Origin of the sequence: Bradyrhizobium embrapense (assembly GCF_001189235.2) — a bacterium.
GTDB classification, from domain to species: Bacteria; Pseudomonadota; Alphaproteobacteria; order Rhizobiales; family Xanthobacteraceae; genus Bradyrhizobium; species Bradyrhizobium embrapense.
Map to the genome: position 1 here is coordinate 235,954 of NZ_LFIP02000001.1, position 24,396 is coordinate 260,349.

32 protein-coding genes and 2 tRNA genes are annotated in these 24,396 nt (G+C 63.8%); 13 read left to right on the forward strand and 21 right to left on the reverse strand.

The window, feature by feature from the left end; all coding sequences use genetic code 11:
• The first annotated feature begins 52 nt into the window (after positions 1–52).
• Together AKN83_RS01485 and AKN83_RS01490 are read left to right on the forward strand one after the other, a co-directional pair.
• Positions 53–694 (forward strand): TetR/AcrR family transcriptional regulator, encoded by a 642-nt coding sequence (locus AKN83_RS01485; protein WP_050400546.1) that lies wholly within the window; start codon positions 53–55, stop codon positions 692–694.
• Between the two features lie 2 nt (positions 695–696).
• Positions 697–1,194, forward strand: a complete 498-nt coding sequence (locus tag AKN83_RS01490; RefSeq protein ID WP_050400547.1) for an Lrp/AsnC family transcriptional regulator — start codon at positions 697–699, stop codon at positions 1,192–1,194.
• Positions 1,195–1,203: 9 nt separating this feature from the next.
• Here the strand turns inward: AKN83_RS01490 and AKN83_RS01495 are convergent, their stop codons facing one another.
• Entirely contained in the window at positions 1,204–1,509 is a 306-nt protein-coding gene (locus tag AKN83_RS01495; RefSeq protein WP_050400548.1) for an ETC complex I subunit, read from the reverse strand.
• A 239-nt stretch (positions 1,510–1,748) separates the two neighbouring features.
• Here AKN83_RS01495 and AKN83_RS01500 point away from each other — a divergent pair, with 239 nt between their 5' ends.
• Entirely contained in the window at positions 1,749–2,912 is a 1,164-nt protein-coding gene (locus AKN83_RS01500; protein WP_050400549.1) for an OpgC domain-containing protein, read from the forward strand.
• Between the two features lie 90 nt (positions 2,913–3,002).
• On the opposite strand, the gene AKN83_RS01505 is transcribed toward AKN83_RS01500, so the two are convergent.
• A complete protein-coding gene (locus tag AKN83_RS01505; protein ID WP_050400550.1) occupies positions 3,003–4,823 on the reverse strand; it encodes a carbamoyltransferase family protein in 1,821 nt (606 codons plus the stop codon).
• Between the two features lie 376 nt (positions 4,824–5,199).
• Here AKN83_RS01505 and AKN83_RS38060 point away from each other — a divergent pair, with 376 nt between their 5' ends.
• A complete protein-coding gene (locus tag AKN83_RS38060; protein WP_083991875.1) occupies positions 5,200–5,463 on the forward strand; it encodes a hypothetical protein in 264 nt (87 codons plus the stop codon).
• Between the two features lie 331 nt (positions 5,464–5,794).
• On the opposite strand, the gene AKN83_RS01510 is transcribed toward AKN83_RS38060, so the two are convergent.
• Positions 5,795–6,571 (reverse strand): cyclase family protein, encoded by a 777-nt coding sequence (locus tag AKN83_RS01510; RefSeq protein ID WP_050400551.1) that lies wholly within the window; start codon positions 6,569–6,571, stop codon positions 5,795–5,797.
• A gap of 421 nt (positions 6,572–6,992) precedes the next feature.
• On the opposite strand from AKN83_RS01510, the gene AKN83_RS01515 reads away from it, so the two are divergent.
• The gene (locus AKN83_RS01515) at positions 6,993–7,175 is read left to right on the forward strand and encodes a hypothetical protein (protein ID WP_063695142.1); all 183 of its coding nucleotides are present in this window, start codon (positions 6,993–6,995) and stop codon (positions 7,173–7,175) included.
• A 74-nt stretch (positions 7,176–7,249) separates the two neighbouring features.
• Here the strand turns inward: AKN83_RS01515 and AKN83_RS01520 are convergent.
• The 4 genes from AKN83_RS01520 to AKN83_RS01535 form a co-directional block, all read right to left on the reverse strand.
• Positions 7,250–7,326: transfer RNA gene (locus AKN83_RS01520), tRNA-Pro, on the reverse strand.
• Between the two features lie 121 nt (positions 7,327–7,447).
• On the reverse strand, positions 7,448–7,927 hold the full coding sequence (locus AKN83_RS01525; protein ID WP_050400552.1) for a DUF192 domain-containing protein: 480 nt from the start codon (positions 7,925–7,927) through the stop codon (positions 7,448–7,450).
• A 122-nt stretch (positions 7,928–8,049) separates the two neighbouring features.
• A complete protein-coding gene (locus tag AKN83_RS01530) occupies positions 8,050–8,712 on the reverse strand; it encodes a cold-shock protein (protein ID WP_050400553.1) in 663 nt (220 codons plus the stop codon).
• A gap of 199 nt (positions 8,713–8,911) precedes the next feature.
• Complete coding sequence (locus AKN83_RS01535; RefSeq protein ID WP_050400554.1) at positions 8,912–9,673, reverse strand: SIR2 family NAD-dependent protein deacylase; 762 nt, start codon at positions 9,671–9,673, stop codon at positions 8,912–8,914.
• Positions 9,674–9,904: 231 nt separating this feature from the next.
• On the opposite strand from AKN83_RS01535, the gene AKN83_RS40385 reads away from it, so the two are divergent.
• Positions 9,905–10,066: a hypothetical protein gene (locus AKN83_RS40385; protein ID WP_172803462.1), complete on the forward strand. Its 162-nt coding sequence runs from the start codon at positions 9,905–9,907 to the stop codon at positions 10,064–10,066.
• 113 nt (positions 10,067–10,179) lie between these two features.
• On the opposite strand, the gene AKN83_RS01540 is transcribed toward AKN83_RS40385, so the two are convergent.
• From AKN83_RS01540 to AKN83_RS01550, 3 genes are all read right to left on the reverse strand, one after another.
• A complete protein-coding gene (locus tag AKN83_RS01540; protein ID WP_050400555.1) occupies positions 10,180–10,455 on the reverse strand; it encodes a hypothetical protein in 276 nt (91 codons plus the stop codon).
• A 301-nt stretch (positions 10,456–10,756) separates the two neighbouring features.
• Entirely contained in the window at positions 10,757–10,942 is a 186-nt protein-coding gene (locus AKN83_RS01545; protein WP_050400556.1) for a hypothetical protein, read from the reverse strand.
• A gap of 232 nt (positions 10,943–11,174) precedes the next feature.
• Complete coding sequence (locus AKN83_RS01550) at positions 11,175–11,522, reverse strand: GrlR family regulatory protein (RefSeq protein WP_050400557.1); 348 nt, start codon at positions 11,520–11,522, stop codon at positions 11,175–11,177.
• 157 nt (positions 11,523–11,679) lie between these two features.
• Here AKN83_RS01550 and AKN83_RS39365 point away from each other — a divergent pair, with 157 nt between their 5' ends.
• From AKN83_RS39365 to AKN83_RS01560, 3 genes are all read left to right on the forward strand, one after another.
• Positions 11,680–11,853 carry a hypothetical protein gene (locus tag AKN83_RS39365; RefSeq protein ID WP_157113161.1) on the forward strand — a complete coding sequence of 58 codons (174 nt, stop codon included), beginning with the start codon at positions 11,680–11,682 and terminating at the stop codon, positions 11,851–11,853.
• Between the two features lie 783 nt (positions 11,854–12,636).
• Positions 12,637–13,089, forward strand: a complete 453-nt coding sequence (locus tag AKN83_RS01555; protein ID WP_050400558.1) for a VOC family protein — start codon at positions 12,637–12,639, stop codon at positions 13,087–13,089.
• Positions 13,090–13,439: 350 nt separating this feature from the next.
• Positions 13,440–14,081 carry a glutathione S-transferase family protein gene (locus tag AKN83_RS01560; RefSeq protein ID WP_050400559.1) on the forward strand — a complete coding sequence of 214 codons (642 nt, stop codon included), beginning with the start codon at positions 13,440–13,442 and terminating at the stop codon, positions 14,079–14,081.
• 12 nt (positions 14,082–14,093) lie between these two features.
• Here the strand turns inward: AKN83_RS01560 and AKN83_RS01565 are convergent, their stop codons facing one another.
• From AKN83_RS01565 to AKN83_RS01580, 5 genes are all read right to left on the reverse strand, one after another.
• Complete coding sequence (locus AKN83_RS01565; RefSeq protein WP_063695143.1) at positions 14,094–14,339, reverse strand: hypothetical protein; 246 nt, start codon at positions 14,337–14,339, stop codon at positions 14,094–14,096.
• 31 nt (positions 14,340–14,370) lie between these two features.
• Positions 14,371–14,628 (reverse strand): PilZ domain-containing protein, encoded by a 258-nt coding sequence (locus tag AKN83_RS01570; protein WP_050400560.1) that lies wholly within the window; start codon positions 14,626–14,628, stop codon positions 14,371–14,373.
• A gap of 167 nt (positions 14,629–14,795) precedes the next feature.
• Positions 14,796–14,870 (reverse strand) — tRNA-Glu (locus tag AKN83_RS01575).
• 169 nt (positions 14,871–15,039) lie between these two features.
• The gene (locus AKN83_RS40390; protein ID WP_172803463.1) at positions 15,040–15,189 is read right to left on the reverse strand and encodes a hypothetical protein; all 150 of its coding nucleotides are present in this window, start codon (positions 15,187–15,189) and stop codon (positions 15,040–15,042) included.
• 108 nt (positions 15,190–15,297) lie between these two features.
• On the reverse strand, positions 15,298–15,636 hold the full coding sequence (locus AKN83_RS01580) for a hypothetical protein (RefSeq protein WP_050400561.1): 339 nt from the start codon (positions 15,634–15,636) through the stop codon (positions 15,298–15,300).
• Positions 15,637–15,794: 158 nt separating this feature from the next.
• On the opposite strand from AKN83_RS01580, the gene AKN83_RS01585 reads away from it, so the two are divergent.
• Positions 15,795–17,027, forward strand: coding sequence for a Zn-dependent hydrolase (locus AKN83_RS01585; RefSeq protein ID WP_050400562.1), 1,233 nt, complete (start codon positions 15,795–15,797; stop codon positions 17,025–17,027).
• Between the two features lie 27 nt (positions 17,028–17,054).
• On the opposite strand, the gene AKN83_RS01590 is transcribed toward AKN83_RS01585, so the two are convergent.
• Positions 17,055–17,978, reverse strand: a complete 924-nt coding sequence (locus AKN83_RS01590; RefSeq protein WP_244521861.1) for a sulfite exporter TauE/SafE family protein — start codon at positions 17,976–17,978, stop codon at positions 17,055–17,057.
• A gap of 7 nt (positions 17,979–17,985) precedes the next feature.
• Entirely contained in the window at positions 17,986–18,141 is a 156-nt protein-coding gene (locus tag AKN83_RS40395; RefSeq protein WP_172803464.1) for a hypothetical protein, read from the reverse strand.
• Positions 18,142–18,515: 374 nt separating this feature from the next.
• On the opposite strand from AKN83_RS40395, the gene AKN83_RS01595 reads away from it, so the two are divergent.
• The 3 genes from AKN83_RS01595 to AKN83_RS01605 all read left to right on the forward strand — a co-directional run bounded on the left by AKN83_RS01595 (position 18,516) and on the right by AKN83_RS01605 (position 21,513).
• Positions 18,516–19,553, forward strand: coding sequence for a PrsW family glutamic-type intramembrane protease (locus AKN83_RS01595; RefSeq protein ID WP_050400563.1), 1,038 nt, complete (start codon positions 18,516–18,518; stop codon positions 19,551–19,553).
• Positions 19,554–19,618: 65 nt separating this feature from the next.
• Positions 19,619–20,191, forward strand: a complete 573-nt coding sequence (locus AKN83_RS01600) for an HdeD family acid-resistance protein (protein WP_050400564.1) — start codon at positions 19,619–19,621, stop codon at positions 20,189–20,191.
• 236 nt (positions 20,192–20,427) lie between these two features.
• Complete coding sequence (locus AKN83_RS01605) at positions 20,428–21,513, forward strand: 3-deoxy-7-phosphoheptulonate synthase (protein ID WP_050400565.1); 1,086 nt, start codon at positions 20,428–20,430, stop codon at positions 21,511–21,513.
• Positions 21,514–21,583: 70 nt separating this feature from the next.
• On the opposite strand, the gene AKN83_RS01610 is transcribed toward AKN83_RS01605, so the two are convergent.
• The 4 genes from AKN83_RS01610 to epmA all read right to left on the reverse strand — a co-directional run bounded on the left by AKN83_RS01610 (position 21,584) and on the right by epmA (position 24,235).
• A complete protein-coding gene (locus AKN83_RS01610; RefSeq protein ID WP_050400566.1) occupies positions 21,584–21,853 on the reverse strand; it encodes a hypothetical protein in 270 nt (89 codons plus the stop codon).
• Between the two features lie 22 nt (positions 21,854–21,875).
• Entirely contained in the window at positions 21,876–22,016 is a 141-nt protein-coding gene (locus AKN83_RS40400) for a hypothetical protein (protein ID WP_244521862.1), read from the reverse strand.
• A gap of 78 nt (positions 22,017–22,094) precedes the next feature.
• Positions 22,095–23,186, reverse strand: a complete 1,092-nt coding sequence (locus tag AKN83_RS01620; RefSeq protein ID WP_050400568.1) for a lysine-2,3-aminomutase-like protein — start codon at positions 23,184–23,186, stop codon at positions 22,095–22,097.
• On the reverse strand, positions 23,183–24,235 hold the full coding sequence (epmA, locus tag AKN83_RS01625) for an EF-P lysine aminoacylase EpmA (RefSeq protein ID WP_050400569.1): 1,053 nt from the start codon (positions 24,233–24,235) through the stop codon (positions 23,183–23,185). Before epmA ends, AKN83_RS01620 begins: the two co-directional genes overlap by 4 nt.
• Positions 24,236–24,396: the final 161 nt, after the last annotated feature.

Below are 24,396 nucleotides of genomic sequence, written 5' to 3' on the forward strand. Positions count from 1 at the left end.
CGTTTGCTTGTTTCCGGCTGTCCCTGGCAAGCCACATCCCTCCGAGGCCCTGATGGCACGCACGATCGGCTCACACGGCCCCACGACGCTGGAGGCGATCCGCAAGGCCGGCGTGCGCCTGATCTTCGAGCGCGGCTATGAGGCGATGAGCCTGCGCCAGCTCGCCGCCGAGGTCGGCATCCAGGCCGGCTCGCTCTACAACCATATCTCAACCAAACAGGACCTGCTGTTCGATCTGGTGCGGGAGCATATCAACGATTTGCTGCGCGAACTCGATCTCGCGCTGGAGGGCAAGGCCGATCCGGTCGAGAAGCTACGAGCCTTCGTGGCCTTCCACGTCAGCTATCACATGACCCGCAAGCGCGAGGTCTTCATCGCCAATTCCGAACTGCGCAGCCTCGAGGCCAAGAACTACGACGCCGTGGTGGCGTTGCGCGGCGCCTATGAGCACCGGCTGGCGCAGATCCTGACCGACGGGGTCTCGGAGGGCGTGTTCGAGGTCGTCGATATCCAGGTCGCGACCTTCGCCATCATCGCGCTGCTGACCGGTCTTTGCACCTGGTACCGCCCCGGCGGCCGCCTGACTCGCGACGCCATCATTGCCGCGCATGAGAAGCTGGTGCTGTCAGGCGTCACACCGCAAGCCGCGCTTGGTCGGGTCGGCAGCCCTCGGACCGCGGTGGCGGGCCTGTGACTGTGACAGAGCGCCCACGGCTCGATGACATTGATCTGCGGATCCTGTCCGAGCTGCAGCGGGACGGCCGGATCAGGATCAACGAGCTGGCCGAGCGCGTCGGCATATCAGCCCCGCCCTGCCTGCGCCGGGTCCGCGCCTTGCGCAGCCGAGGCGTGGTGCAGGCGATCCGCGCCACGCTCGACGAACGATTGCTCGGCTATGAGGTGACGACCTTCGTCCTGATCCAGCTCGACAGCCAGAACCGGGTTGCGATCGAGACGTTCGAGGCCGCGGTGGCCGCCGTGCCGCGCTTCCTGCAATGCTGGCGGATCTCAGGCGATGCCGATTTCATGCTGAGATGCGTCGCGCCCAGCGTCGACGACATGCGTCAACAGCTGCTGCAATTCGCCGGCCTGCCCAACGTGCGCAAAATTAGAAGTTTTCCGGTGCTCGGAGTTTCCAAGGACGCGCCGCTGCCGATCCCGGGGGCGCTGGCCGCGCCAAACCCTGCGAGCTGATCGCCTGCCCTAGTGCGTCCACGGCTCCCAGCGGCGGAACGCAAAGTTGTCGGCATAGGCGACCTGGCGGTGCGCCGAATCCTTTGGCTCGATCACCTGGTAGGCGATGCCCTTGCGCTCGCAATAGGCGACCGCCTCCTCCTTGGTCTCGAAGTGCAGCGTGAGCTGCTGCTTCATGTCGGTGGACGACGTCCAGCCCATCAAGGGCTCCACGGTGCGCGGCTGCTCCGGCTCGTAATCCAGTTGCCACGCTTTGGTCTTGGCACGTCCCGATTGCATCGCGTTTTTGGCGGGCTTAAAAATGCGTGCGGTCATGGATGGTCGGCCCCGTGGGATGTGCAATATGGAAGCGATTTGAAGGAAACCGCCGGGATAGTATAGAGACACCGTTCTACGCACTGATCGGTGATTCCTCGATCTCGGAGGCAGCCTTCGCCGGACCGGTATAGTCATTCTACCGCGCTGTGACAATCTGGCCCCGGGAGGCCTCCTTTGGAGACCCCTCGGGCCCGCGGCGCGTTCTCGACAGCATCACATCGAGGAAGCGGGGCTCCATGGAAATTCACGCTCATTTGCCCGAAAAAGGCCGTGACCTCCGGCTCGACCTGTTCCGCGGGATCGCGAACTGGGCGATCTATCTCGATCACATCCCCGACAACATCGTAAACTGGATCACGACGCGGAACTACGGCTTCAGCGATGCCGCCGACCTGTTCGTCTTCATCTCCGGCTACACCGCATCCTTCGTCTATGCCCGCATGATGCTGGAGCGCGGCTTCATCGTCGGCGCGACCAGGCTGACCAAGCGGGTCTGGCAGCTCTATGTCGCCCACATCATCCTGTTCGTGATCTACATCGCCTCGATCAGCTATCTGGCGCTGCGCTTCGGCGATTCCGAGATCATCAACGAGTTCAACGTCGCCGGCCTCGTCGACAACGCCACCGAGACGCTGCGCCAGGGCCTGTTCCTGAAGTTCAAGCCGGTCAATCTCGACGTGCTGCCGCTCTACATCGTGCTGATGGGGCTGTTTCCGCCGGTGCTGTGGTTCATGCTGCGGCAGCCGAACTGGGCCATGCTGGCCTCGCTCGCGCTGTGGCTGGTGTCGCGGCACATGGGCTGGAACCTGCCCGCCTACCCGGCCGGGACCTGGTACTTCAATCCGTTCGCGTGGCAGGTGCTGTTCGTGTTCGGCTCGTGGTGTGCGATGGGCGGCGCGCGCGCCAACATGCACATCATCAATTCGCGCTACACGCTGTGGTTCTGCGTCGCCTATCTGATCTTCGCCCTGATCATGACGATGGCCGGCCGCTTCCCGGACTTCGGCGCGATGTTCCCGGACTGGCTCTATTCGACCTTCAACCCGAACGACAAGACCAACCTCGCGCCCTATCGCTTCCTGCACTTCGTGGTGATCACGATACTCGTGATCCGCTTTGTCCCAAAGGACTGGTCGGCGCTGGAGTGGAAGGTGTTCGATCCCCTGATCGTCTGCGGCCAGCAGTCGCTCGCGGTGTTCTGCGTCGGCGTTTTTCTGTCCTTTGTCGGACATTTCGAGCTCTCGATGAGCTCGGGCTCGCTGTTCGCGCAGATCTTCGTCAGCATCTCCGGCATCGCGATCATGACGATCGTAGCCTATTACATCTCGTGGTCGAAGCGGCAGGACAAGCCGATCAAGCCGCCGGCGCAGAAACCCGCGGCACCGGCAAAGGCAGCGTAAGCCCTCTTACCTGAGCGTGGCCTACGCGCAAACGCTTCGCGTTTGTCGCGGGGAAAACCGCATCACACTTTTCCGGGTTACGCTGTAGCTTCAGGCGCCTCCCCGGCTGCCGTCCTGCGTCGTCGAGGAGACGATGGTGGCGACGTCGCCGAACGTCGTCATCACGGGCGTGACAACCTTGTGCATGGCGGTCTTCGACACCAGCGTGTCGTGCAGCACGAGGTTGTCGATGCCGGTGGTCAGGAAGCAGCTCACCGCATCCTGCGGCGTCTCGACGATCGGCTCGCCCTTGACGTTGAACGAGGTGTTGATCAAGACCGGTACGCCGGTCAGCGCCTCGAACTCCTTCAGCAGGCGATAGAGCACCGGGTTGGTTTCCTGCCGCACGCTCTGCACCCGCGCCGAGCCGTCGACATGCACGATCGCCGGGATCTTGTCGCGCCATTCTGGCCGCACCGGCTTGGCGATCAGCATATAGGGCGAGTCCTCCTCGCCCTCGAAGATCTCCCTCATGCGCTCGGCCAGTACGATCGGCGCAAACGGGCGGAAGGCCTGGCGGTGCTTGACGCGGCTGTTGAGGATGTCCTTCATCTCGGCGTTGCGCGGATCGGCGATCAGGCTGCGGTTGCCGAGCGCCCGCGGACCGAATTCGGAGGGACCCTGGAACCAGCCGATCACGCGCTGATCGGCGAGCAGCTTGGCGGTGTCCCGGCAGATATCGTCGCTGCGCTTCGCGTTGACCTGGATGCGCACCAGAAAGCTTTGCAACGCGGCCGCAACCTCGGCGTCGCTGTAGCGCCGGCCGACATAGGCATGGTCCATCACGAACGAGCGGCGCTGCTTGAGGATCTCGAGCCAGCCGTAATAGGCGCAGCCGATCGCGATGCCGTCGTCGCCGGCGGCGGGCTGGATCCAGACGTTCTCGAAGCCGGCCTCGCGCGCAATGCGCCCGTTGGCCACGCAGTTCAGCGCGACGCCGCCGGCGATGCAGAGGTTCTTCGCCCCCGTGGTCTCGCGCAGCCAGCGTGCCCTCGCCAGCAGCACGTTCTCGGTGTCGTCCTGCACCCGCCAGGCGATGTCCTCCCAGTGCCGCATCGTCGGGCTCTTTTCCCAGCTGCCGCTGTCGAGCACGAAGGGCTGCCGGTTCTCCTCGCCCCAGAACGGCACGTGGAGTTCGCCGTCCTTCATCTCGAGCAGATGGCCGACCTGCCCACGGCGGCCATAGGGCGCAAGCCCCATCAGCTCGCCGCACTTGTTCCAGTCGCCGAACACATAGGTCGAGACCCTGCTGTACAGCGCCCCCAAGCCGGGCATGTTGTAGAACTCGTCCGACAACAGGCCGCGTGCCGGCTCCATGAAGACCTTCTTCAGGCATTCGAGTTTGGTGTCGTCGAACCTGTAGTAACTCTCGGACTCCCGGGCGAGCGGCGAGGCCCCATCCTGCGGATAGGACTCCATCGCGTCGGCCCGATAGTTGCCGACGCCGTCGACGATCATCACGACGCCGTCCCTGAACGGCGACACCGCGAACGCGCTGTAGGCATGCGCAAGGTGATGCGAGACCGACACCACCTTGTCGGACTTGGAGCGAAACAGCGGATGCTTGATCGCCTCATTGCGTTCGGCGATCGGCAGGAAGCCCGGCATGTCCTGATGGAGCATCCGCTCCTCCATCTCGGGCACCGGCAGGATGTAGCTGTTGCGCACCACGAGGTCGACATCGTCGAGCGTGATGCCCTCTGCAGACAGGCAGTAGTCGACGACCTCCTTGTAGAAGCCGGAGGCGTGCTTTTCGCGGGTGATACGCTCCTTGGAGATCGCGTAGGCGATCGCGCCGTCACGCAGCAGGCAGGCGCTCACGTCATGGTCGTAGACGTTGAGACCAAGGACGTAGGTGTGTTGTTTCGGCATGGGCACTCTTCAGGGAGGATTCTCAACGCTCAGAGAACATGATCGTGTCGACTTCAAGTTCTCGACGGCATTTTCCGCGGCTCGCAAATCTCTGCTTCTGCGATGCACAAATCAAATCGGCGCCAAGTCGATGCAGTGCAAGATGAACAGAATGAACGGCGGATGAACGACAAGATGAGCGTAGCAACCACATCATCCTTTGCAGACAGGAACGTAACTTGACCTTACCTGTTGGTCTCAATAGAGTCGTTAAAGCTCGCAAGAACCTTAGTGAAAATATTGTCTTAGCATGCGCGAACCGGACGCCGGTCTCACGCGTCTAAGCGAGACAGCCAGCATCGGTTCTGATGTTTGGAAGTGACTGGAGATCTTCAGAATGACTAAACGCTACAATATCCTGACTCGTTGCCTCGCAGCGGTCGCTTTGTTGTTCGTCTATGTCGCAAGCACCTCCGCCATCCTGGTCGGCGCAACCACCTCTTCCGCGCAAGCGCAATGGCGTGGACGCGGCTACTGGGGTCGCGGCCGCGGATGGGGCTATGGCCGCGGATATTATGGCCGTGGCTACGGTTACTACGGCGGCTACGTCGGTCCCCGCTGCTGGTGGACCCCGCGTGGTGTTCGCGTTTGCCGGTGGTAACAGCCCCCGACGCACAAGCGATATTGAAGGCATGAATCAGGTGCGTCGGTTCCGGCGCACCTGATTTTCTTTGAGGGGTTGGTGCACGCGCCGTGGCTTGGCGCGCCTGCGGCACGCAAGAAAGAGCCCCGGAAGACGCCGGGGCTCTAGTCACGGGAGAGAACGCTTTCGGCAATCGGGACGCGAGGACGAGCCGCCGGCCCGATCACCCAATGCATCTACGACGTGCATCAGAGCAGATTCATCTGCCTTAGGCTGTAGCGGTGCCGCAACACCCGGCGGAATGAACGCCCTGTCCACCGGTTCCGACCGGCCGAAAAACCGATAGCGGCTAGCCGTCGAGGATCGCAACCGCCCTCGTCCACCCCGCCGATGCACGCTCGATCTTCACCGGGAAGCACGACACCATGAACCCGGTCGACGGCAGTTGCTCCAGATTGTGCAGCTTCTCGATGTGGCAGTATCCGATGTGGCGTCCGGCCTTGTGGCCTTCCCAGATCAGGCTGGCGTCCCTGGTCTCGGCATATCTCTTCGCGGTGAAAACGAACGGCGCATCCCAGCTCCAGCCGTCGATGCCGGTCAGCCGCACGCCGCGGTCGAGCAGATACATCGTGGCCTCGTAGCCCATGCCGCAGCCCGAATTGACGTAGTCGGCCTGGCCATACTTCGGGCCGGCACTGGTGTTGACGACGACGATCTCGAGCGGCGACAGCGTGTGGCCGATCCGCTTCAATTCGGCCTCGACATCGCCTGCGGTCGCGACGTAGCCGTCAGGCAGATGCCGGAAGTCGAGCTTCACGCCGGGCTGAAAGCACCATTCCAGCGGCACCTCGTCGATCGTCCACGAGCGTTCTCCGCGGTTCATGGTCGGATGGAAATGCCAGGGCGCATCGAGATGCGTGCCGTTGTGGGTGGAGAGCGAGACCTGCTCGACGGCCCAGCCCTGCCCGTCAGGCAGATCCGCAGCCTTCAGCCCATCGAAGAACTGCAGGATGCGCGGCAGCCCTTGTTGATGGTCGATATACTGGATAGTCGGATGGTTGCCCGGCGGATCGGCAGGAACATCGTTCTGCAAGGGAACCGAGATATCGATCAGTCTGCGCGCCATGGTGCCTCCTCGCGGATTGGTCTTGTCAGGCTGAAGCAACCTGCCAGTCCGCGCGCACCATCGGCAAGCCACATCCGCTCGAGATCAGGGCCTGCCCCGGTCGCCGGCAGCGGTAAGGCGCCGCGGCGTTGAACCTATTTCCCGCGCGGACGACCCATGGGCACTGGGGATTTCAGGGCCCAGTATTCGGCGACGCCGTCTGGGCGAATATATTCCGTCCAGGCGGCGTTGTTGCGTCCGGTGTGGCATCGCGGCCGAAGCATGGCTACCCCTGCCAGAACGCCGTTCACGCACAGAGAGCCGCAGAAACAATCCGTGTGCTGATGTCGGGCGGTTTGCCGGTGGTGTTGCCACGACGATACAGAGATACCCCTGCAACGATGCTAACCAACCTGCATCTGAACCAAGACGGGGTTGCGTCGTGTCGGGATTTGATCACTGGAACGGTGCAAATAGAGCCTACTCGTCCGCGGACGCGCCACATCTGCGCGATCAGCAGCAGCAGTTCGACCGCTATCACAAATTCGACGACGCGATCTCGCGACCATCGGCGAGCGGCTCAAGAACCGTGATCCTGGATCGCTACAACCCGCCGGCTCGTTGATCTGGTCAGCGCCCGGGCGGCTGGAGTTGCAGCGAGCGGGAGCCGCGAGGCTTCAGTCCGGCGCTCGATTTAAATGGTCGGGGCAGCTGGATTCGAACCAACGACCTGCAGTACCCAAAACTGCCGCGCTACCAGGCTGCGCTATACCCCGACATTTCCGAGAAGCCCGTGGATACACGCTTCAGCCAGCGCCAGCAAGGCACCGGTGCGGGACCTCCGGCTCGAAGATTGGCAGCGGTTTCCTGGCCGGAAAGCGCAAAGGAACAGAGAGCCTAGTGGCCGCCGAACAGCGGGTGGCCGACCCGGTCGCCGGGCTGGATGCCGTATTTCTGCGCGGTGCCGGCAATCACCTCAAGAACGCCCTTGGCGAGCCCGCGTGATGGAATGATCTTGGTCGACATCGGCTCGGTGTTTTCGGCGATCCGCAGGATGCGCCCGTCGGCGCGGATGAAGATCATGTCGAGTGAGATGTAGGTGTTCTTCATCCACATCGACACCTCCTGCTCCGGCGTGAAGTCGAACAGCATGCCTTTGCCGTCCGCGAGCTCCTTGCGGTACATCAGGCCGGTCTCCTTCTCCTGCTCAGTGGTCGCCATTTCGACGGAGAAGACGTGCACGCCTGACTTGGTGACGATCTCGAGCGGCTGGACGCTGGCCGCCTGCGCGGCCGGGACCAGCAGCGCGCCGAACACCATGACGAGGGAGGCCAACAGCCACGGGCGGAGCCGCCCAACCATGCAATCGAAATTCATCGACAAATACTCACACCGGGGAAGATTTTCCGGCGGACCCTAACCCGATGATTGCGGCAAATGCCAGAGCTCAGACGGCTCGCCGGAGGCTCACGTTTCCGTCAGGGCGTCCGGCTCCGGGCTCAGTGCGACGACAGCGCCGAGGGGCCGGTCTCCGGGTGGATCTCGGCGGCCATCATGCCCTTGGAGCCGGGCCCGAACCGCACCAGCACATACTGGCCGGGGCGCAGCTCGGTCATGCCGAAGCGGCGCAGCGTCTCCATGTGCACGAAGATGTCGGGCGTGCCCTCCCCGCAAGTCACGAAGCCGAAGCCGCGCAGTCGGTTGAACCACTTGACCTGTGCACGCTCGAGCCCGCTGGTCGCGGTCACGGTGACATGGGTTCGCGGCGGCAGCATCTGCGCCGGATGGATGGCGGTCGACTCGTCCATCGAGACGATGCGGAAGGCCTGGTAGCCCTTCGCGCGTTGCACGCATTCGACAACGAGCCGCGCGCCCTCATAGGCGGTCTGGTAGCCGTCGCGCCGCAGCACCGTCACGTGCAGGAGGATGTCAGGCCAGCCATTGTCGGGGACGATGAAGCCGTATCCCTTCGACGCATCGAACCATTTGATGACGCCGGAGACTTCGACGAGGTTGGCCGCGGCGTCGCCGAGACCGGAGAAGGCATCCAGCGCCGGATCGCGCGGCGCGCTGCCATACTCGCCTTGCGCAATCCTGCCTTGCCCAACTCCGCCGATCGGCGGTCCGCCGAGCTTCTTGGACTCAAATCCGTCCGACCCCATGACCCCGGACCCCACACGTCAAATGCAGAGCGCCGACGTTGCGGCGCACCCTGTACACGCTGCTTTCCATGACCAACTCATTTGGACGCTGCGCGAATCTCTCAACCAAAAGATAACACTCCCGCTTGCGGGGCATAGCTAAAAAACGATTCTTGCGGGAACTATGAACAGGCTTGCACAGCCGCGAATCAATCAGGCGTCAATTGCCTGCGAAAGGACCAAGCGTGTCGCCAATGTCATGGCGGATCACCAGGTCGGCGACGTCGTCCTGATCGGTCGGCTCGTTGTTGATGATCACGAGCCGCGCACCGCTCTCCTTCGCCATCATCGGAAAGCCTGCAGCGGGCCACACCACCAGCGACGACCCGATCGCAAGGAACAGGTCGCACTGCCGCGAGAGTTCCGCCGCGCGGCGCATCGCATCCTCGGGCATCGACTGCCCGAACGAAATCGTCGCGGTCTTCACCGGATCGCCGCACTCCGCGCAGTCCGGCGCACCACCGGTCTTGTCGAAGTGCAGCTTCACCCACGCAAGATCGTAGTCCTTGCCGCAACCGATGCAGCGGGCGTAGGTGGTGTTGCCGTGCAGTTCGATGACATCATCGGCCTTGAAGCCCGACGCCTGATGCAGATTGTCGATGTTCTGGGTGATGATGCCAGGAACCTTGCCGGCCCGGTAAAGCTGCGCGAGTGCGCGATGCCCGCGCCCCGGCTTGGCGGCCGCAAATGTCGGTTCCATCGCGAAGCGCCGCCGCCACGACTCGTCGCGCGCCTCCTGACTGGCCACGAACTCGTCGAACGGAATCGGGCGGTTGCGCGTCCACAGCCCGCCAGGCGAGCGGAAATCGGGAATGCCGCACTCGGTGGAGATACCCGCCCCGGTGAAGGGCACGATCGACGATGCCTCGGCAATCATGTTGCCGAGCTGCTCGACGCCGCTGCGCAAGTCTTTTGCAATCACTGGGAATGATCCGGTTGACCGGCGGCGACTATAGCATGGCCGGAGCGATTGCGCGCTCAACCCTCACGCGCGCGATCGGACTGCGACGACGAGCTGCTCCGCCGGCTCATCGGCTGCGTCGCTCCTCTGCCGCCCCAGCATCATCACAATCCCGCACTGCCCGCTCCGCATTGACGCCCAATTCATCGACGCCAATGCGCCGGGATAGGACCACGACCAAGAGGATGGGCAATGACCGATCTGGAAAACCGTGTCGCGCGCGAGCGCGAAGAGATCGTCGCACGCGTTGCCAGCTTCCGGGCGACGCAGCAGAAGTTCGAGCGCGATCGCCAGGAGTATTACGACAATACGCTCGGCAATGTCTGGAGTGGATTGCAACGCAAGAGCGCGTGACGTCGCGCCGACCGGGCGCTCGCCGGCGAATAGCTGCGAATGCGCTGACGCGCGATCACACCATGACGCGCAATTGAGAAAGCCCGGAGCGATGTGCTCCGGGCTCCTCGCCGTCACCAGTAATGGCGATAATAGTGGTGCCGATAGTACGGACCGCGATAATAGGCGTACCCGTCGTCGTAGTAGCCGTAACGCGGGCCATAATAATAGCCATAGTCGGGACCGTAATAGCGTGGGCCGTAATAAGCACCGGCCGCGCCTGCGGCCAGTGCGCCGGCGGCCAAGCCGAAAGCCAAGCCGGGTCCGATATGACGCGCCTGCGCCGGCGCGCTGACCATCGTTGCGCCCACCGTCGCAACCGTCGCCAAAACTGCCAATGTCTTTTTCATGGCAAACCTCCTCACGTGGTTATGGGCATCAACGCGGGCACACTGGGATGGTTGCAGCGAAATGGCGGTTCGGGTTCCGCAGCCATGCGATGGCGCAAATCTACCATCGGTTATCGTTGGAACAAAAACACAACCTCAATGGTAAGCTTGAGTTGAGTGAGGTTGGCATCGATGCCGGCGTGGATGGAACTGCTGCTGAACGTGATGGGCTTTGCCGGCTTTGTCGGCATCGCGATGTATCACGGGCACCCGAACGGGAAGCTGCCGGACTGAGCGCCGAGGGCGGCTCAGCTTGCCAATTCTAATTTGACTTGCGCGCCTCTCCCGCCGTGCGGACCAGCCGGTCCGCTTTCACCAGTATCTTGCCACCCTCAGGCTGCGGCCGAAGCCAGAAGCTGATCGCGACAAAGGCTAAGCAGAGCAGCAAACCCACCACCATCACGCGTCGGTGGGTCGGTCTGTCAGCGCTATGGAACGACGGCGTCATGGCTGTCACCTGCAGCCATCTCAACTGCAATTGCAGGTGGTGACAACGCGATGCCGCTCTTAACCTAACCCGGTAGGGTTAGCGGTGGCCCGGTATCGGGTCGCCGGGCGATGTGTCGCGACATTCCACAACGATATCCCGGGCCTGTCCGCAGCAAATCCACAGCTTCGGCGAAGCCTTTTGCCTAGCAAAATACGGAGCTTGCTGCGCACTCGTCCACAGCTCGCCGCAATCAGGCGTCGGCCAGCCTTTTCAGGGTTGCATGAAAGCTCAGGCTGCGGGTTCCAACCAGCACTGTCCCGAACACTTCGGCCCGGTCACCGCTGAAGGTGCCGGAAAAGCCGCTCGTCACTTCCTGCCCCGCGAACAGCGGCCGGGCAAACGGATCGGAAAGCGGGGAATGCTGGTTGGTCCTGAGATGCCCCTTCCAGGTGCCCTCACCCACCGTATAGGCGCCGATCGACCAGAAATACGGTCCGCCTCCGAGCAGCAGGCCATCGCGCAGGATCAGGACACCACTGTCGCGGCCCCGCACCCCGTCCAACATATGGATGTGGATCGAATAGAGCCCGTTCCTCATCGATCGCGCCGTCCGGTCCCAAACGGCCCCCAGTATGGCCCCAGGCAGGGCGGCAGGCGAGCGGCCGGCCGCCGATTCGAGCCGCAGGCGCCGGTTCACGCGCTTACAAATCGTTAAGAAAGCCCTGACAGGCTTCGACAGCCGGAGGGAGAGAGCCATGCTCATTTACCCCGTACCTGTCGAAGTCACGCAAGCCAGAGTGCACCTTGTCGTCGATCAAACGGCGAAGCAGCAGCCGCACGTCATCAGCGAGGACGTGCTCGACGTCTTCGCCGCCAAGAACAAGGCCGATCGCGATGCCGTCGAGACCCTTCTCGACATCAAGGTGTGAGATCGCAACCAGCTTTGCGGCGCTTGCACTGTACACCTGGCAGCGCGCCGACACATGGCGCGCGTGACCTCGGACCCACCGTCCCGGCAGCCGTTGGGCGGCGCCGCAAATCCCCTCGCCGGGCTTTCCTTTGAACCTTTTGCGCGGTGCCAAGACATATGTGCGCTGGGGATTTCAGGGCCCAGTGTTTGGCGCAGCGCTGTGGGACGAGGATATTCCGTCTACGCGGCGCTGTTGCATTTTGTAAATTCAACCTTAAGTTTGGTCCCCAACAGTTGACGGCTCACGCCCTGAGAGATCCCCAGTCCGTCAACTGGGAAAGCCCCGCATCCAGCCTGCGGGGCTTTCTATTTTTGGGATGCTGGAACCTGCCGGCGCGAGCATCGTTGAGTATTCGGTTGCCGGCACGATCTCCCCAAGGCCGGCCGGCATCAGACCTCGCGAGCCCCGCTCGCGGGGTTTTACTTTTAGATGAGGTCCAACTCGCGCATCCTTGATTGGCCGTGATGGGCATTCGATGAGATAGATGGCCGTGCCTCCAAGGCTCGACCACGAAAGCCCCGTTCCAGAATTTTCCTGGGCGGGGCTTTCTCGTATCGCGTGCGGCATGCGCACGTCGCCGGTCGCTCAATACAAAGGCTCGCGAAAGCTTGAGAGCCCAACCGCTGCGAACGGTCGGCAAAAGTCGTGCAAGCCCCTGCCCGGCGTCGCGTTTTGCTGCTATTTCTTGACCCGTCTCGCCCGAGCCAAACAAAATCTCGCAATTCCCAGGAGGACAAGAAAATGCGCTATCTGCACACCATGCTGCGCGTCCGCAATCTCGATGTCGCGATGAAATTCTATCAGGACGCGCTGGGGCTGAAGGAAGTGCGCCGCATCGACAATGACAAGGGCCGCTTCACGCTCGTGTTCCTCTGCGCGGAGGAGGACCTCCATCTGCTCAAGTCGCTGCCGCCAAGTCGCGGCGCGCCGCTGGTCGAATTGACCTACAATTGGGACGAGGAGAAATACGGCGAGGACCGCTATTTCGGCCATCTCGCCTACGAGGTCGACGATATCTACGCGACCTGCGAGAAGCTGATGAAGATGGGCGTCACCATCAATCGTCCACCGCGCGACGGCAACATGGCGTTCGTGCGTTCGCCGGACCTGCACTCGATCGAGATCCTGCAGAAGGGCGATCCGAAGGCACCGGCCGAACCATGGGCCTCGATGCCGAACACCGGGCACTGGTAAACGCCGCGCCCGCGCGCACGTTCCTAATCCGTGTCTTTCCATCGGCGATGTGCGGAGCGATCGCGAGGAACATGGCACTTTGGTTGACGTTGCCTCCTCACAAGAGGAATGCGAGGAGGCAATGAGATGGGAAAAGGACTTTTGCTTTGGCTGTTGGGTGTGCCGATCCCGGTGATCATCGTGCTGTGGTTGCTGTTCGGCCACTGACTGCGCTTTGACTGATCTCGACGAGGCTCTGCCGTACGCGGCGGAGCCTCTTTTTTTGCGCTCGGTACAATTCAACCCGCGATTTTCGGTGACGGTTCGGCTAACAACGCGCGCAAAGCGCAACAGCGGGAAGAAGACGCGTGATGGACAGCAAGCCGCAACTGACGATCTGGGGCCGGCCCAATTCGGTCAATGTGCAAAAGGTGCTCTGGTGTCTCGCCGAGCTCGAGCTGCCCTATCAGCGCATCGATGCCGGCATGCAGTTCGGCAAGAACGATCAGCCTGATTATCTCGCGATGAATCCCAACGGCCGCGTCCCGACGCTGGTCGACGGCGACTACGTGCTGTGGGAATCCAATTCGGTGATGCGCTATCTCTGCCTGGCCTACGGTCAGGGCTCGCCGATCTATCCGCAGACGCCGAAGACGCGCGCCGCCGTCGACCGCTGGCTCGACTGGACGCTGTCGACGCTGCAACCGGTCGAGCGCCCGCTGTTCTGGGGACTGGTGCGCACGGCGCCGGACAAGCGCGACATGATCCAGAGCCAGAAGGACGCCGATGCCGCCGGCCTTGTGTGGCGCGTCGTCGAGGCGCAGCTTGCAGGCCGCCGCTATGTCGAGGGCGATCAGTTCACGATCGCCGACATCGCGCTCGGCGCCTTTGCGCGGCGCTGGTTCGGTGTCGAGGGCGTGACGAGGCCGAAGCTGCCGCATCTCGAACGCTGGTTCGGAGAGATCGCGCAGCGGCCGGCCTTCGTTCGCATCGTCGCGCCGCCGATGTCGTGAGCGGCAAGCCGCTCAGCGTCCGCTGGACACCCCCGCACCGACACTAACGGCCCCACCGAGCTTCACGCAGGTGTCCGAGCCCTCGACCTTGACGAAGCCCGGTCCGAACGACGCGCAGGGATTGCTCCGCGTCGCGGATTTCGACGGCAGCGTCCGGCCGGCATCGGGCGGTGTCTGGAAGTTGCGGCGGTCGCCGGCTTGCGCGAACGCAGCGGCGGGAAGCAGCACGGCGAGGATGGCGAAGCAGCTCTTGCGCATCCCGCCTTTTATCGCGCGTCGGACGATCAGGCTAGCGCACGAATCTGACGCCGAACGTCCTGCCCTCGCGCCAGACCACTTCGCAGGCGCGCCCGGTGCGGGCATCGCGCGAAAACGCCAGCCGCAGCTTGGCCGGCAGCGTGTTGTTGTCCTCAACGGTGATCTTCGCGCCCGACGAGGAAATATCCTCGACCACGCAAGGCCGCGCGGCGAATCCGCCGTCGAGCGTGATCCAGCCGGATTGACGCAGCGATTTGCGCGTTTCGCGCTTCTTGGACCCTAAAGCCATCACATCATCCCCGGCCCAGCCGTATCGCCGCGGGCTTACCAAAGGGTTGAGAAAGATCGACGGATTGCAGTGATCGTACCGTTGTTCACAGCGAGCCGAACCGCATGGCAAGGCCTTCGCCGGCGCGATAATTCGTTGAGTCTGCTGGATTTCCCGTTTGGCGCTTGTGGCGCTCCCTAGCGGAATCGAACCGCTCTCTCCACCGTGAAAGGGTGGCGTCCTAACCGATAGACGAAGGGAGCAAAACTCCCGGCAAATCAATACGTTAGACGTGAGATAGGCCGGACTGGCCGTGACCTGCACCCGGCCGCGACGGGCGAACGTATAGTGGCGATTGGGCGGACGGGCAAGCGTTCAGAACGCTTTTCCGGGATTGCCGCCCGGATCACCCGCAGACCATCGCCCCTGAGGTCACTTGCAGGACAATCCGGCCTCGATCGAGGTCCAGAAGCCGCAATGCGACGGCACATGGGCATGAGCCCGCGAACCGCCGGCATGAATCAGGATCGCGGCCGCAAGCGCGACGACGATGGCGGGAACAATGAATCGACGGAACGACATGGGCCTGCGCATCGAACGATATCGTGGCCTAACTATGGCCTGCGGGCCGGATGGATGCCGGCAACGGCACGCGCGGTACGCAGCCGCTCACCCGCTGTGCCCGGCCGGCTAGTGATTGCTGGCGACGTCCTGACGATTGCTCGGCTGCGCTGCCGCCACCGCCGGCGTCTGCTTGATGCAGGTGCTACAGATCACGAGCTTGCGCGCCAACCGGTCGTCGGCATCCCCTTCCGACAATTGCGTCTCTGCGGCCGGTGACGCATTCCGGGTATGGCGTCGCGTTGGCGGGCGGTTGGGATCCTGCCCGGCGCCGTCCCAGGCGAGCGGACCGGCTCCCGGCGGCGGGGTCGTCATGCTGTATTGCTGCGAATATTGCGCGCAGGCGCCGAGCGCGATCGGAAGAAACAGCACAGCGGCCTTGCCGGCCCAGTTCCTGAATGCAGACATGATCACACTCACACGCTATTCGTACCGCGACATCAGTCCTGCGAACTAAGAGCAGAACCGCTAAGAAATCGTTCACCCTGATTGTTCCGTCGCATCCAACCGCGACCGCATCAAGACGGGATTGAGGCACCAAGACGCTAATCCGGAGTAGTCCAACCATGCCAGGCATCAACGGTCGCTTCGACGGCAAGCGCGTGCTCGCCGATCTCAATGCGCTGCGTGCGATCGGCGCCTACAAGACCGGCGTACACAAGCCGACATTTTCGGAGCCGCATCTGCGCTCGCTCGACTGGCTTGCGACGCACCTGCCCGATGCCGGTCTCACCGCGACGATCGACGGCATCGGCAACGTGTTCGGCACCAGCGCGAAAGCGGGACCGAAGCTGCTCGCTGGTTCGCATCTCGAAAGCCAGAACCATGCAGGCTGGCTCGACGGGCCGCTCGGCGTGATCTATGCGCTGGAGGCCGCGCGCGTCATCAACGGCGATCCCGGCATCGACGGCGCGGTCGAGGTCGCCGCTTGGTGCGACGAGGAGGGCCATTTCGGCAGCTTCCTCGGCAGCCGGTCGTTTGCCGGTGCGGTGACCGAGGCCGACATCGAGGCGGCGCGCGATCGCTCCAGCGATCGCACCATGCGAGGCGCGTTGCACGATGCGGGCTTCGCCGGCCGCCCGCGCGTCACCGCTGAACAAGGTCGCCATATCGGCTATCTCGAAGCGCATATCGAGCAAGGCGACACGCTGGAAAGCAGCGGACTCAAGATCGGCGTCGTCACCTCGATCGTCGGCATCTGGCAATATCGCATCACCTTCGCCGGCGAGCAGAACCACGCCGGCACCACGCGAATGGCGGTGCGCCGCGATGCCGGCCTGGCGCTGGCGCGGTTCTGCGTCGCGATCGACGACAGCTTCCCTGCCCTGTGCGGACCGCGCACGGTCTGGACCACCGGCCGCATCACGCTGGACCCCGGCGCGCCGAGTATTATCCCAGGCCGCGCCGAGATGCTGTTCCAGATCCGCGACGACAATCCTGCGGTGGTCGCGCGGCTCGAGGCGCACCTGCATCAGCTGGCGAAAGACGCCAACGCGCAGGGCCGCTGCGGCGTGAAGGTCGAGCGCATCCGCACCGGCGTGCCCGCGATGATGACGCCCGCCTTTCAGGATGCAATCGAGGCTGCGAGCGCGGCCTGCGCCGGCGGCAAATCAATCCGGATGCCGAGCGGCGCCGGCCACGACGCCCAGGTCCTCGCCACCATCATGCCGGCCGCGATGCTGTTCGTGCCGTCGATCGGCGGCATCAGCCATCACTGGAGCGAGAACACTGACGACGCCGATATCGTCACGGGCGCCGAGGTATTCGTCGAAACCTGCCGGCGCCTGCTGGCAGGTTAGAGCGCCTTCGCGCGAGGTGGAAAAGCTCTAGCCACCTTGCGAACGCCGCCCCGCGGCATTGTCGGCATCAGGTTGGGCCGCCCCTAGGCCGGATCTCATCGGCGCCAACGCGTGCGGGCCCTGCGCGATCCCTCTCCGCGCGGTGAAGAAGACATACAACAAGCAGATGTCGATCAGGATCGTGCCGGCCATGACGCTGTAGGCCCACGGGCTTCCCACCAAATTCACTTCGACCAACACGCGCGACAGACCGAATCCCACGACCCACGCATCGAAGCTCATGCAGATCCGGCGAAACGTCTCGGCATCCAGCCGCCGGATCATCCAGGCCCCGAACGGAATGCCGACGACCACGCAGGGAACGAGCACGAACAAGATGCTCCGGCTCTCCTCGATGAACAGACCGAGCTTGTAGTACGCGATCGCGGTCAGGCCGGACTCCGTCACCCGCACCAGTGCGAGACCGGCCCGAAACTCGTCTTTCACCAGGCCCTGATTGTTGAAGAGGATCGCCAGCGGCGGTCCCGAGATGGTCGTGACCGAGTACAGCACTCCGAGCGCCGTTCCGAACGGCAGGCCGACGAGCCACTTCGACTGGATCGGCTTCCGCCAGCCGGCTGCCTGCACCAGGATCAGCGGCAGAATGATCGAGTAGGTGGCGAATTTGATCCAGCCGGGTTGCAGTGACGTCAGCGCAAAAGCTCCGACGGCGATGCCGGGCAGCATGCCGATGAGAATGGGCAGCACGCGTCGCCACACCGCCGGAACGCCGCTCAGATTGATGCACAGAACATACAGATTGACGAAGACTTCGACGATGACGACCGCAGGATTGAGGACACGGTTGGTGTAGAAGACAAGCGCGACCGGCACGGTAAGCGAGGAAAACCCGTAACCCAGCGCACCGTTTACAAACGCCGCAAACAGGGCGATCACGGCAAGAACGATCACAGCGGAATCAATCGAAGACATCTTTAGCTTTTACCGGATCAGTCGCCTTGCCCGCGACATTATAGCCCACGGAAAGCCACGCGGTGCCGAAACTTGCCGCCACCACGTCGCGCTGCGGCCACGCGCCGTGAAGTTCGCCCCATCTGCGGGTCGGTGATCTCATCGTGCCGAGAGCCACCTCGCTGTGCCCCCGATCTCACCCCGACACGACGTCGGCGCGCCGCTCGCGGCATTCAAGCAAGCTGGCTGGCTGGACCGACGGATCGTCACCCGATCACAGTTCGGTGCTGAGGTTCTGCGCCTGGTACGCCGCACGGGGCGTTTCGCTGCCAGGAACTGCCCGGCAGCCGGCCGTCGGCCCTTGCTTTGAGCCGATCGAGGCTCACGCCGCGCTTTCGCCGGCAACCGTGGCATATTGGACACGAGAACGGCATCAGCCGAGCCGATTTCCCGGTTGTCTGATTTGCAATCCGCTGAACTTGCTGCCATTTCTTCAATACGCATCGCTTTGGTGCCATAAAAGGGGCCTTCCGGCTCATGTTGTTGCTTGAGTCGCTTCCGACTGTGATCGGCGCTGCCGCCATCGCACCCGCACTGCTAGTGCTGTGGCTGGTGATTGCCGCCGACGAGCGTCCGGGGCCGCCGGTGCAGGTTTGGCTCGCCTTCGTGCTCGGCGCGGCCAGCATCTCGCTGCTTGGGCTGGCGCGAATTCCTTTCAACGCGCTGCTCGCCATTCCCGACAATCCCTGGGCGACGCAGGCGGTCCGCGCGCTGTTCGGTGTCGCGGCGCCGGAGGAGATCGTCAAGGTTCTCGTCATCGTCGTGATTTCGACGCGGCGGCGCGCCTTCGCCGATCCGATGGATACGGTGGTCTATGGCGCGGCCGCGGGCCTCGGATTTGCGGCTTACGAGAACCTCGCCTATCTCGTTCAGCACAAGGACATGTGGCGCGCGCTTGCGGCGTTGCGCAGCGTGCTCACCGTGCCGTTTCACGGCGCGCTCGGCATCATCGCCGGCGCCTACCTTGCGATTGCGCGCTCGGGTGGCGCGCTTGGCGCGTACCGGGGTCACCGCGACTGGGCGCGCATCACCAACTGGACGCTGGTGCTGGTCGCGCCCGTCCTGCTGCACGCGGCCTTCGACTTTCCGCTGCTCTCGCTGCAGCGGATTCCCGATCTTAGCCCGACCACGCGCCTGCTGCTCGGTTCGGCGAGCGTCTTGGTCGGCTTCTCCTCGATCGGCTTTGCGATCCGCCTGGTGCGCCGCCTCGGCCGGCATCATGCCCCGCGCACCGACGTTGCGCGCGAGCGGCTCAGCCAGTTGCGGCGGATGTGGGCGCTGCTGCTGGTCGGCGGCGGCGCCGGTTTTGCAGGAGTCGCCTTCCTGCTCACGTCGCTGCATCACTGGTACGTCAATCCCGAGCGCAATGCGTCGTTCATCCTGGTCCCGATCGGCTTCACCTCGATCCTGATCGGGCTGGCGCTGCTGATCGCGACCACCGCCGTGTATTTCCTCGGCCGCAACCGGATGCGAACCGCCGCGGAGGGCTTTCCGTCCGCGCCGGGCCAGAGCTAGGATACGCTGCACGCCCGCAGACTTTGCCGTTGCAGACTTTTCAGTTGCAGATTTGGAGAGCCGTGATGACCCTGTCCAACGATCTCGACAAACTGCGATCGGAGATGCAGGCGGCGGTCAAGCAGCACTGGAAGGCGTTCCTGTTCGAAGGCATGCTGCTCGTCATCCTCGGCATCGCGGCGATGATCGTGCCGACATTCGCGAGCCTCGCCGTCACGGTCTTCCTCGGCTGGATGTTCCTGATCTCAGGCATCGGTGGGCTGATCGTGACCTTCTGGGCGCGCAACATACCGGGCTTCTGGTGGTCGCTGATCTCGGCCGCGCTCGCCGCATTGGCCGGCATGGTGCTGCTCGCCCACCCGATGCAGGGCGTGCTGACGCTGACTATCGTGATCGGCGCCTATTTCGTCGCCGAGGGCGTCGCTACCATTATGTACGCGCTGGAGCACCGCCGCGAATTGTCGGGACGCTGGTCCTGGCTCTTGATCGCCGGCCTGATGGATATCCTCGTCGCCTTCTTCATCATCGCGGGCCTGCCTGAGTCGGCGGGCTGGGCGATCGGGCTTCTGGTCGGCCTCAATCTGATGTTCGGCGGCGCCACCCTCATAGGTATGGCGTTGGCCGCGCGCAACACCTGACGGCGAACTGGCTCCCCTCCCGGATTTGAGGGGTGACAGGTCGAAATCCCTGGGCTATAGAGCCGCCCATGATCACCGTCGCCACCAGCTATTTTTGGTACTTTAGCTACGACAGCTCGCTGGCGGCAGGAGGATCGCGCTCAATCTGAAGAATTGCAGCAAACGTCCAAAACAAGCCGCCAGACCTGGCGGCTTTTTGTTTGCCGGCAGGTCCCAAAAATCCAAAGGAGCCAGCCGTGTTGAGTACGACAGACGATCTTCGCATCAAGGAATTGAAAGAGCTGAGCACGCCCGAAGAGGTGATGCGGGAGGTCCCGCGCACCCTGACGGCGACCCGCGTCGTGATGGGCGCCCGCAACGCCATCCACGCGATCCTGAACGGCACCGATGACCGCCTGCTGGTCGTCGTCGGCCCCTGCTCCATTCACGATCCCGCGGCGGCCGTCGATTATGCCGAGCGTCTCGCCAGCCTGCGCGAACGGCTCACCGACCGCCTCGAGATCGTGATGCGGGTCTATTTCGAGAAGCCGCGCACCACCGTCGGCTGGAAGGGGCTGATCAACGACCCCGATCTCGACAACAGCTTCGACATCAACAAGGGCCTGCGGCTCGCCCGCAACGTGCTGTCGGCCGTGAACAATCTCGGCCTGCCGGCCGGCACCGAATTCCTCGACATGACGACGCCGCAATACATCGCCGACCTGGTCTCCTGGGCCGCGATCGGCGCGCGCACCACCGAGAGCCAGATCCACCGCGAGCTGGCGTCCGGCCTGTCGTGCCCGGTCGGCTTCAAGAACAGCACCGACGGCGGTGTGCGGATCGCGGCGGACGCGGTGAAGTCGGCCTCGCACCCGCATCATTTCATGGCGGTCACCAAGGGTGGCCGTTCGGCGATCGCCGCGACCAGCGGCAACGAGGACTGCCATGTCATCCTGCGCGGCGGACGCGTGCCGAACTATGATGCAGCGAGCGTCGATGCGGCCGCCATCGAGCTCGGCCACGCCGGTGTCGCAGCGCGGCTGATGATCGACACCAGCCATGCCAACAGCAGCAAGAAGCCGGAGAACCAGCCGGTCGTTGCCGCCGACATCGCCAAGCAGGTCGCAAGCGGCGAGCAGCGCATCATGGGCGTGATGATCGAGAGCAACCTCGTTGCCGGACGTCAGGACGTCGTGCCGGGCAAGCCGCTGACCTACGGCCAGAGCATCACCGACGGCTGCATCGATCTCGCGACAACGGCGGATGTTCTGAAGCGGCTGGCCGATGCCGTCGACGCCAGGCGCAGCGTGCGGCGTGACGGACTGCAGGAGCGTTCGGCCTGACGTGGCCGGACGGATTGAGCGTTGCCGGCGGAGCGTGCGTGCATCGCGCTCCGCCGATCTCTTCCGCAGCCTAGCAGCCGCGGCAGATGCTCTTGATCTTTTTGTCGAGCGCCGCGTCTTCCTTGTTGGCCTGACTGTTCGGATCGCTGATATTCTTCTCATTGCCAACGTCGCCGCGGCGCGGCTGACGATGTCCGATCGGCGCTTCCGGTACGCCGCCCGAATTCTTCTGCATGGAGGACGATCCGCCCTGCTGCTGCGCCCATGCCTGGGACGTTCCAACCTGGGGCGCTCCAACCGCAACCGCCATCAGAGCCATCAACAAAACTGTCTTCCGCATCTCGCGTCTCCGCTTCTCAATCCTATCGCGCCCGTTCCGGCACCTCGACGGTAGCACAGTTGCGTCGCCCTTGCGCTGCGCAATCCTGGACCTTCCGTATATCGGCCATCGCGCCAAGGAGCCAGATTGCCGCGGCGACCAGCACCACAAAGAAGCCGAACATCACAGCATTTTCCACGCTGCGGCCGCCCTCGTCCTCGGGTGGCTGCTGCCGTCCATCCCCAGCCCCGCCCATCACCCCTCAGGATTGCGGCGGGTAGAGATGAACGTCGCCGCAATAATCGACGATGCGGTACTGCCTTTCCGGCGAATCTTCACGTTCGCGGGAAGCTGGCTGCGACAAATAGGTCGGACCGATCGGCGCCTTGCCGTAGCCGCCGGGAATGTCGAGCACGTAATCCGGCTGGCACAATCCGGAGACGCGTCCGCGCAATGCCCGCATCAAGTCCTGCCCGGCCTCGATCGTGGTGCGCAAATGCGCGGTGCCGGGCGCAAGGTCGCCGTGATGCAGATAATAGGGCTTGATCCGGCACTCGACGAAGGCGCGCATCAGCGCCGCGAGCGTCGCGGCATCGTCATTGACGCCGCGCAGCAGGACGGACTGGCTCACCAACGGGATGCCGGCGTCGGCAAGGCGCGCGCACGCCGCGCGGGGATTGGCGGCGAGTTCACGCGGATGGTTGGCGTGGATCGCGATCCAGGTCGTCGCCCCCTCGACCCGTAGCGCAGCGACCATGTCGGGCGTGATGCGTTCGGGATCGGCGATCGGGACGCGACTGTGCAGGCGGATGATCTTCACATGATCGATGGCAGCGAGATCGGCCATGATCTCGGACAGCCTGCGCGGTGACAGCATCAAGGGATCGCCGCCGGTCAGGATCACTTCCCAGACTTCCTGATGGGCACGGATGTACTCCAGCCCGGCGCGGTAGGCATCGTCGGACAAGGCCGAGGCCTTGCCCGGCCCGACCATTTCGCGCCGGAAACAGAACCGGCAATAGACCGCGCAGACATGGACGAGCTTGAACAGCACCCGGTCCGGATAGCGATGCACGATGCCGGCGACCGGCGAATGCGCATCGTCGCCGATCGGATCGGCGTTCTCGCCCGGCTGCTCCACGAGCTCGTCAGCGCTCGGGACAAACTGCCGCGCGATCGGGTCGTTGGCGTCGTCCGGGTCGATCAGCGCCGCGAGCTCCGGCGTCACCGCGACCGCGTAGCGCGCAGCCACCTGTTCGAGCTCGGCAAGTGCTGCGAGCGGCACGAGGCCGGCATCGGCCAGCTCTCGCGGCTGGCGCAGCGTCGCCGCAAGTTTCGGATCGATCCTGTTCATGGCTCTCCTGCAGGTGGCGTCCAGACCACCTGGTCAATTCTTGGCGCGCCGCTCGCCAGCATCACCAGCCGGTCGAAGCCGAGCGCGACGCCGCTCGCTTCCGGCATCTGGCCGACGGCGGCAAGGAAATCGTCGTCGAGCGGGTAACGCTCGCCGTAGCGGCGGGCCTTCTCGTCCATCGCTGCGGTGAAACGATGGCGCTGCTCGGCCGCATCGGTCAATTCGCCGAAGCCGTTGGCAAGCTCGACCCCGCAGGCATAGACCTCGAAGCGCTCGGCGACACGCGGCTCGCCCGCCTTGGTGCGCGCCAGCGCAGCCTCCGGCGATGGATACTCGAACAGCACCGTCAGGCGGCCCTGCCCGAGATGAGGCTCGACATGCTCGACCAGCACCTTGCTGAAAATATCAGACCAGGTGTCGTCATCGGCGATCCGCACCCGCTCCCGCGCGGCAGACGCCAGCACCGTTCGGTCGCCCTCGCCGCCCGAGATCGTGGCGAGCAGGTCGATGCCGGCGAAGCGCTCGAAACCTGCGGCAACCGTCAGCAGCTCCGGCTCGGCAAACGGATCGGCGGTCCTGCCGCGGAAGGAAAACCGGCCGATCCCGGTCGCCTGCGCCGCATGGGCGATCACCACGATCGTGTCGGCCATGATGGCGTCGTAACCGGCATTGACGCGGTACCATTCCAGCATGGTGAATTCAGGCAGATGCAGGTCGCCGCGCTCGCGATCGCGGAACACCCGCGCGAACTCGTAGATCTTTGGCTCGCCGGCGGCGAGCAGCTTCTTGCAGGCGAACTCGGGCGAGGTGCGCAGATAGCGCGGCGCAGCTGAGCCATCGGGGCGCCTGAGCTCGGTGCGCGGGGCGTGCAGATGCGTCTCGTTGCCCGGCGAGATCTGCAGGATGGCGGTCTCGACCTCGGCAAAGCCCTGCTCCTCGAACCAGACCCGGAGCGCCCGCGTGATCGCGGTCCGCGCCTGCAGGAAGGGCCTGCGGTCTGCGTACCTTGACGGCGTCCACCACGCCGAGGGCTGGTCATGGGCTGTCATCGACCGGCAACCCCGACGGTTGTGGATTCGACATCAACAAGCCACCGCTCCGAATGAAGAGCCCGGCGCAAATCCTTGATTCCATACGAATACATGGTCGACACGCCCTTGGTCGCAGCGGAACTCAGCGAAGCGTGTCCCTTCTTGTCGAAAGAAGCCCG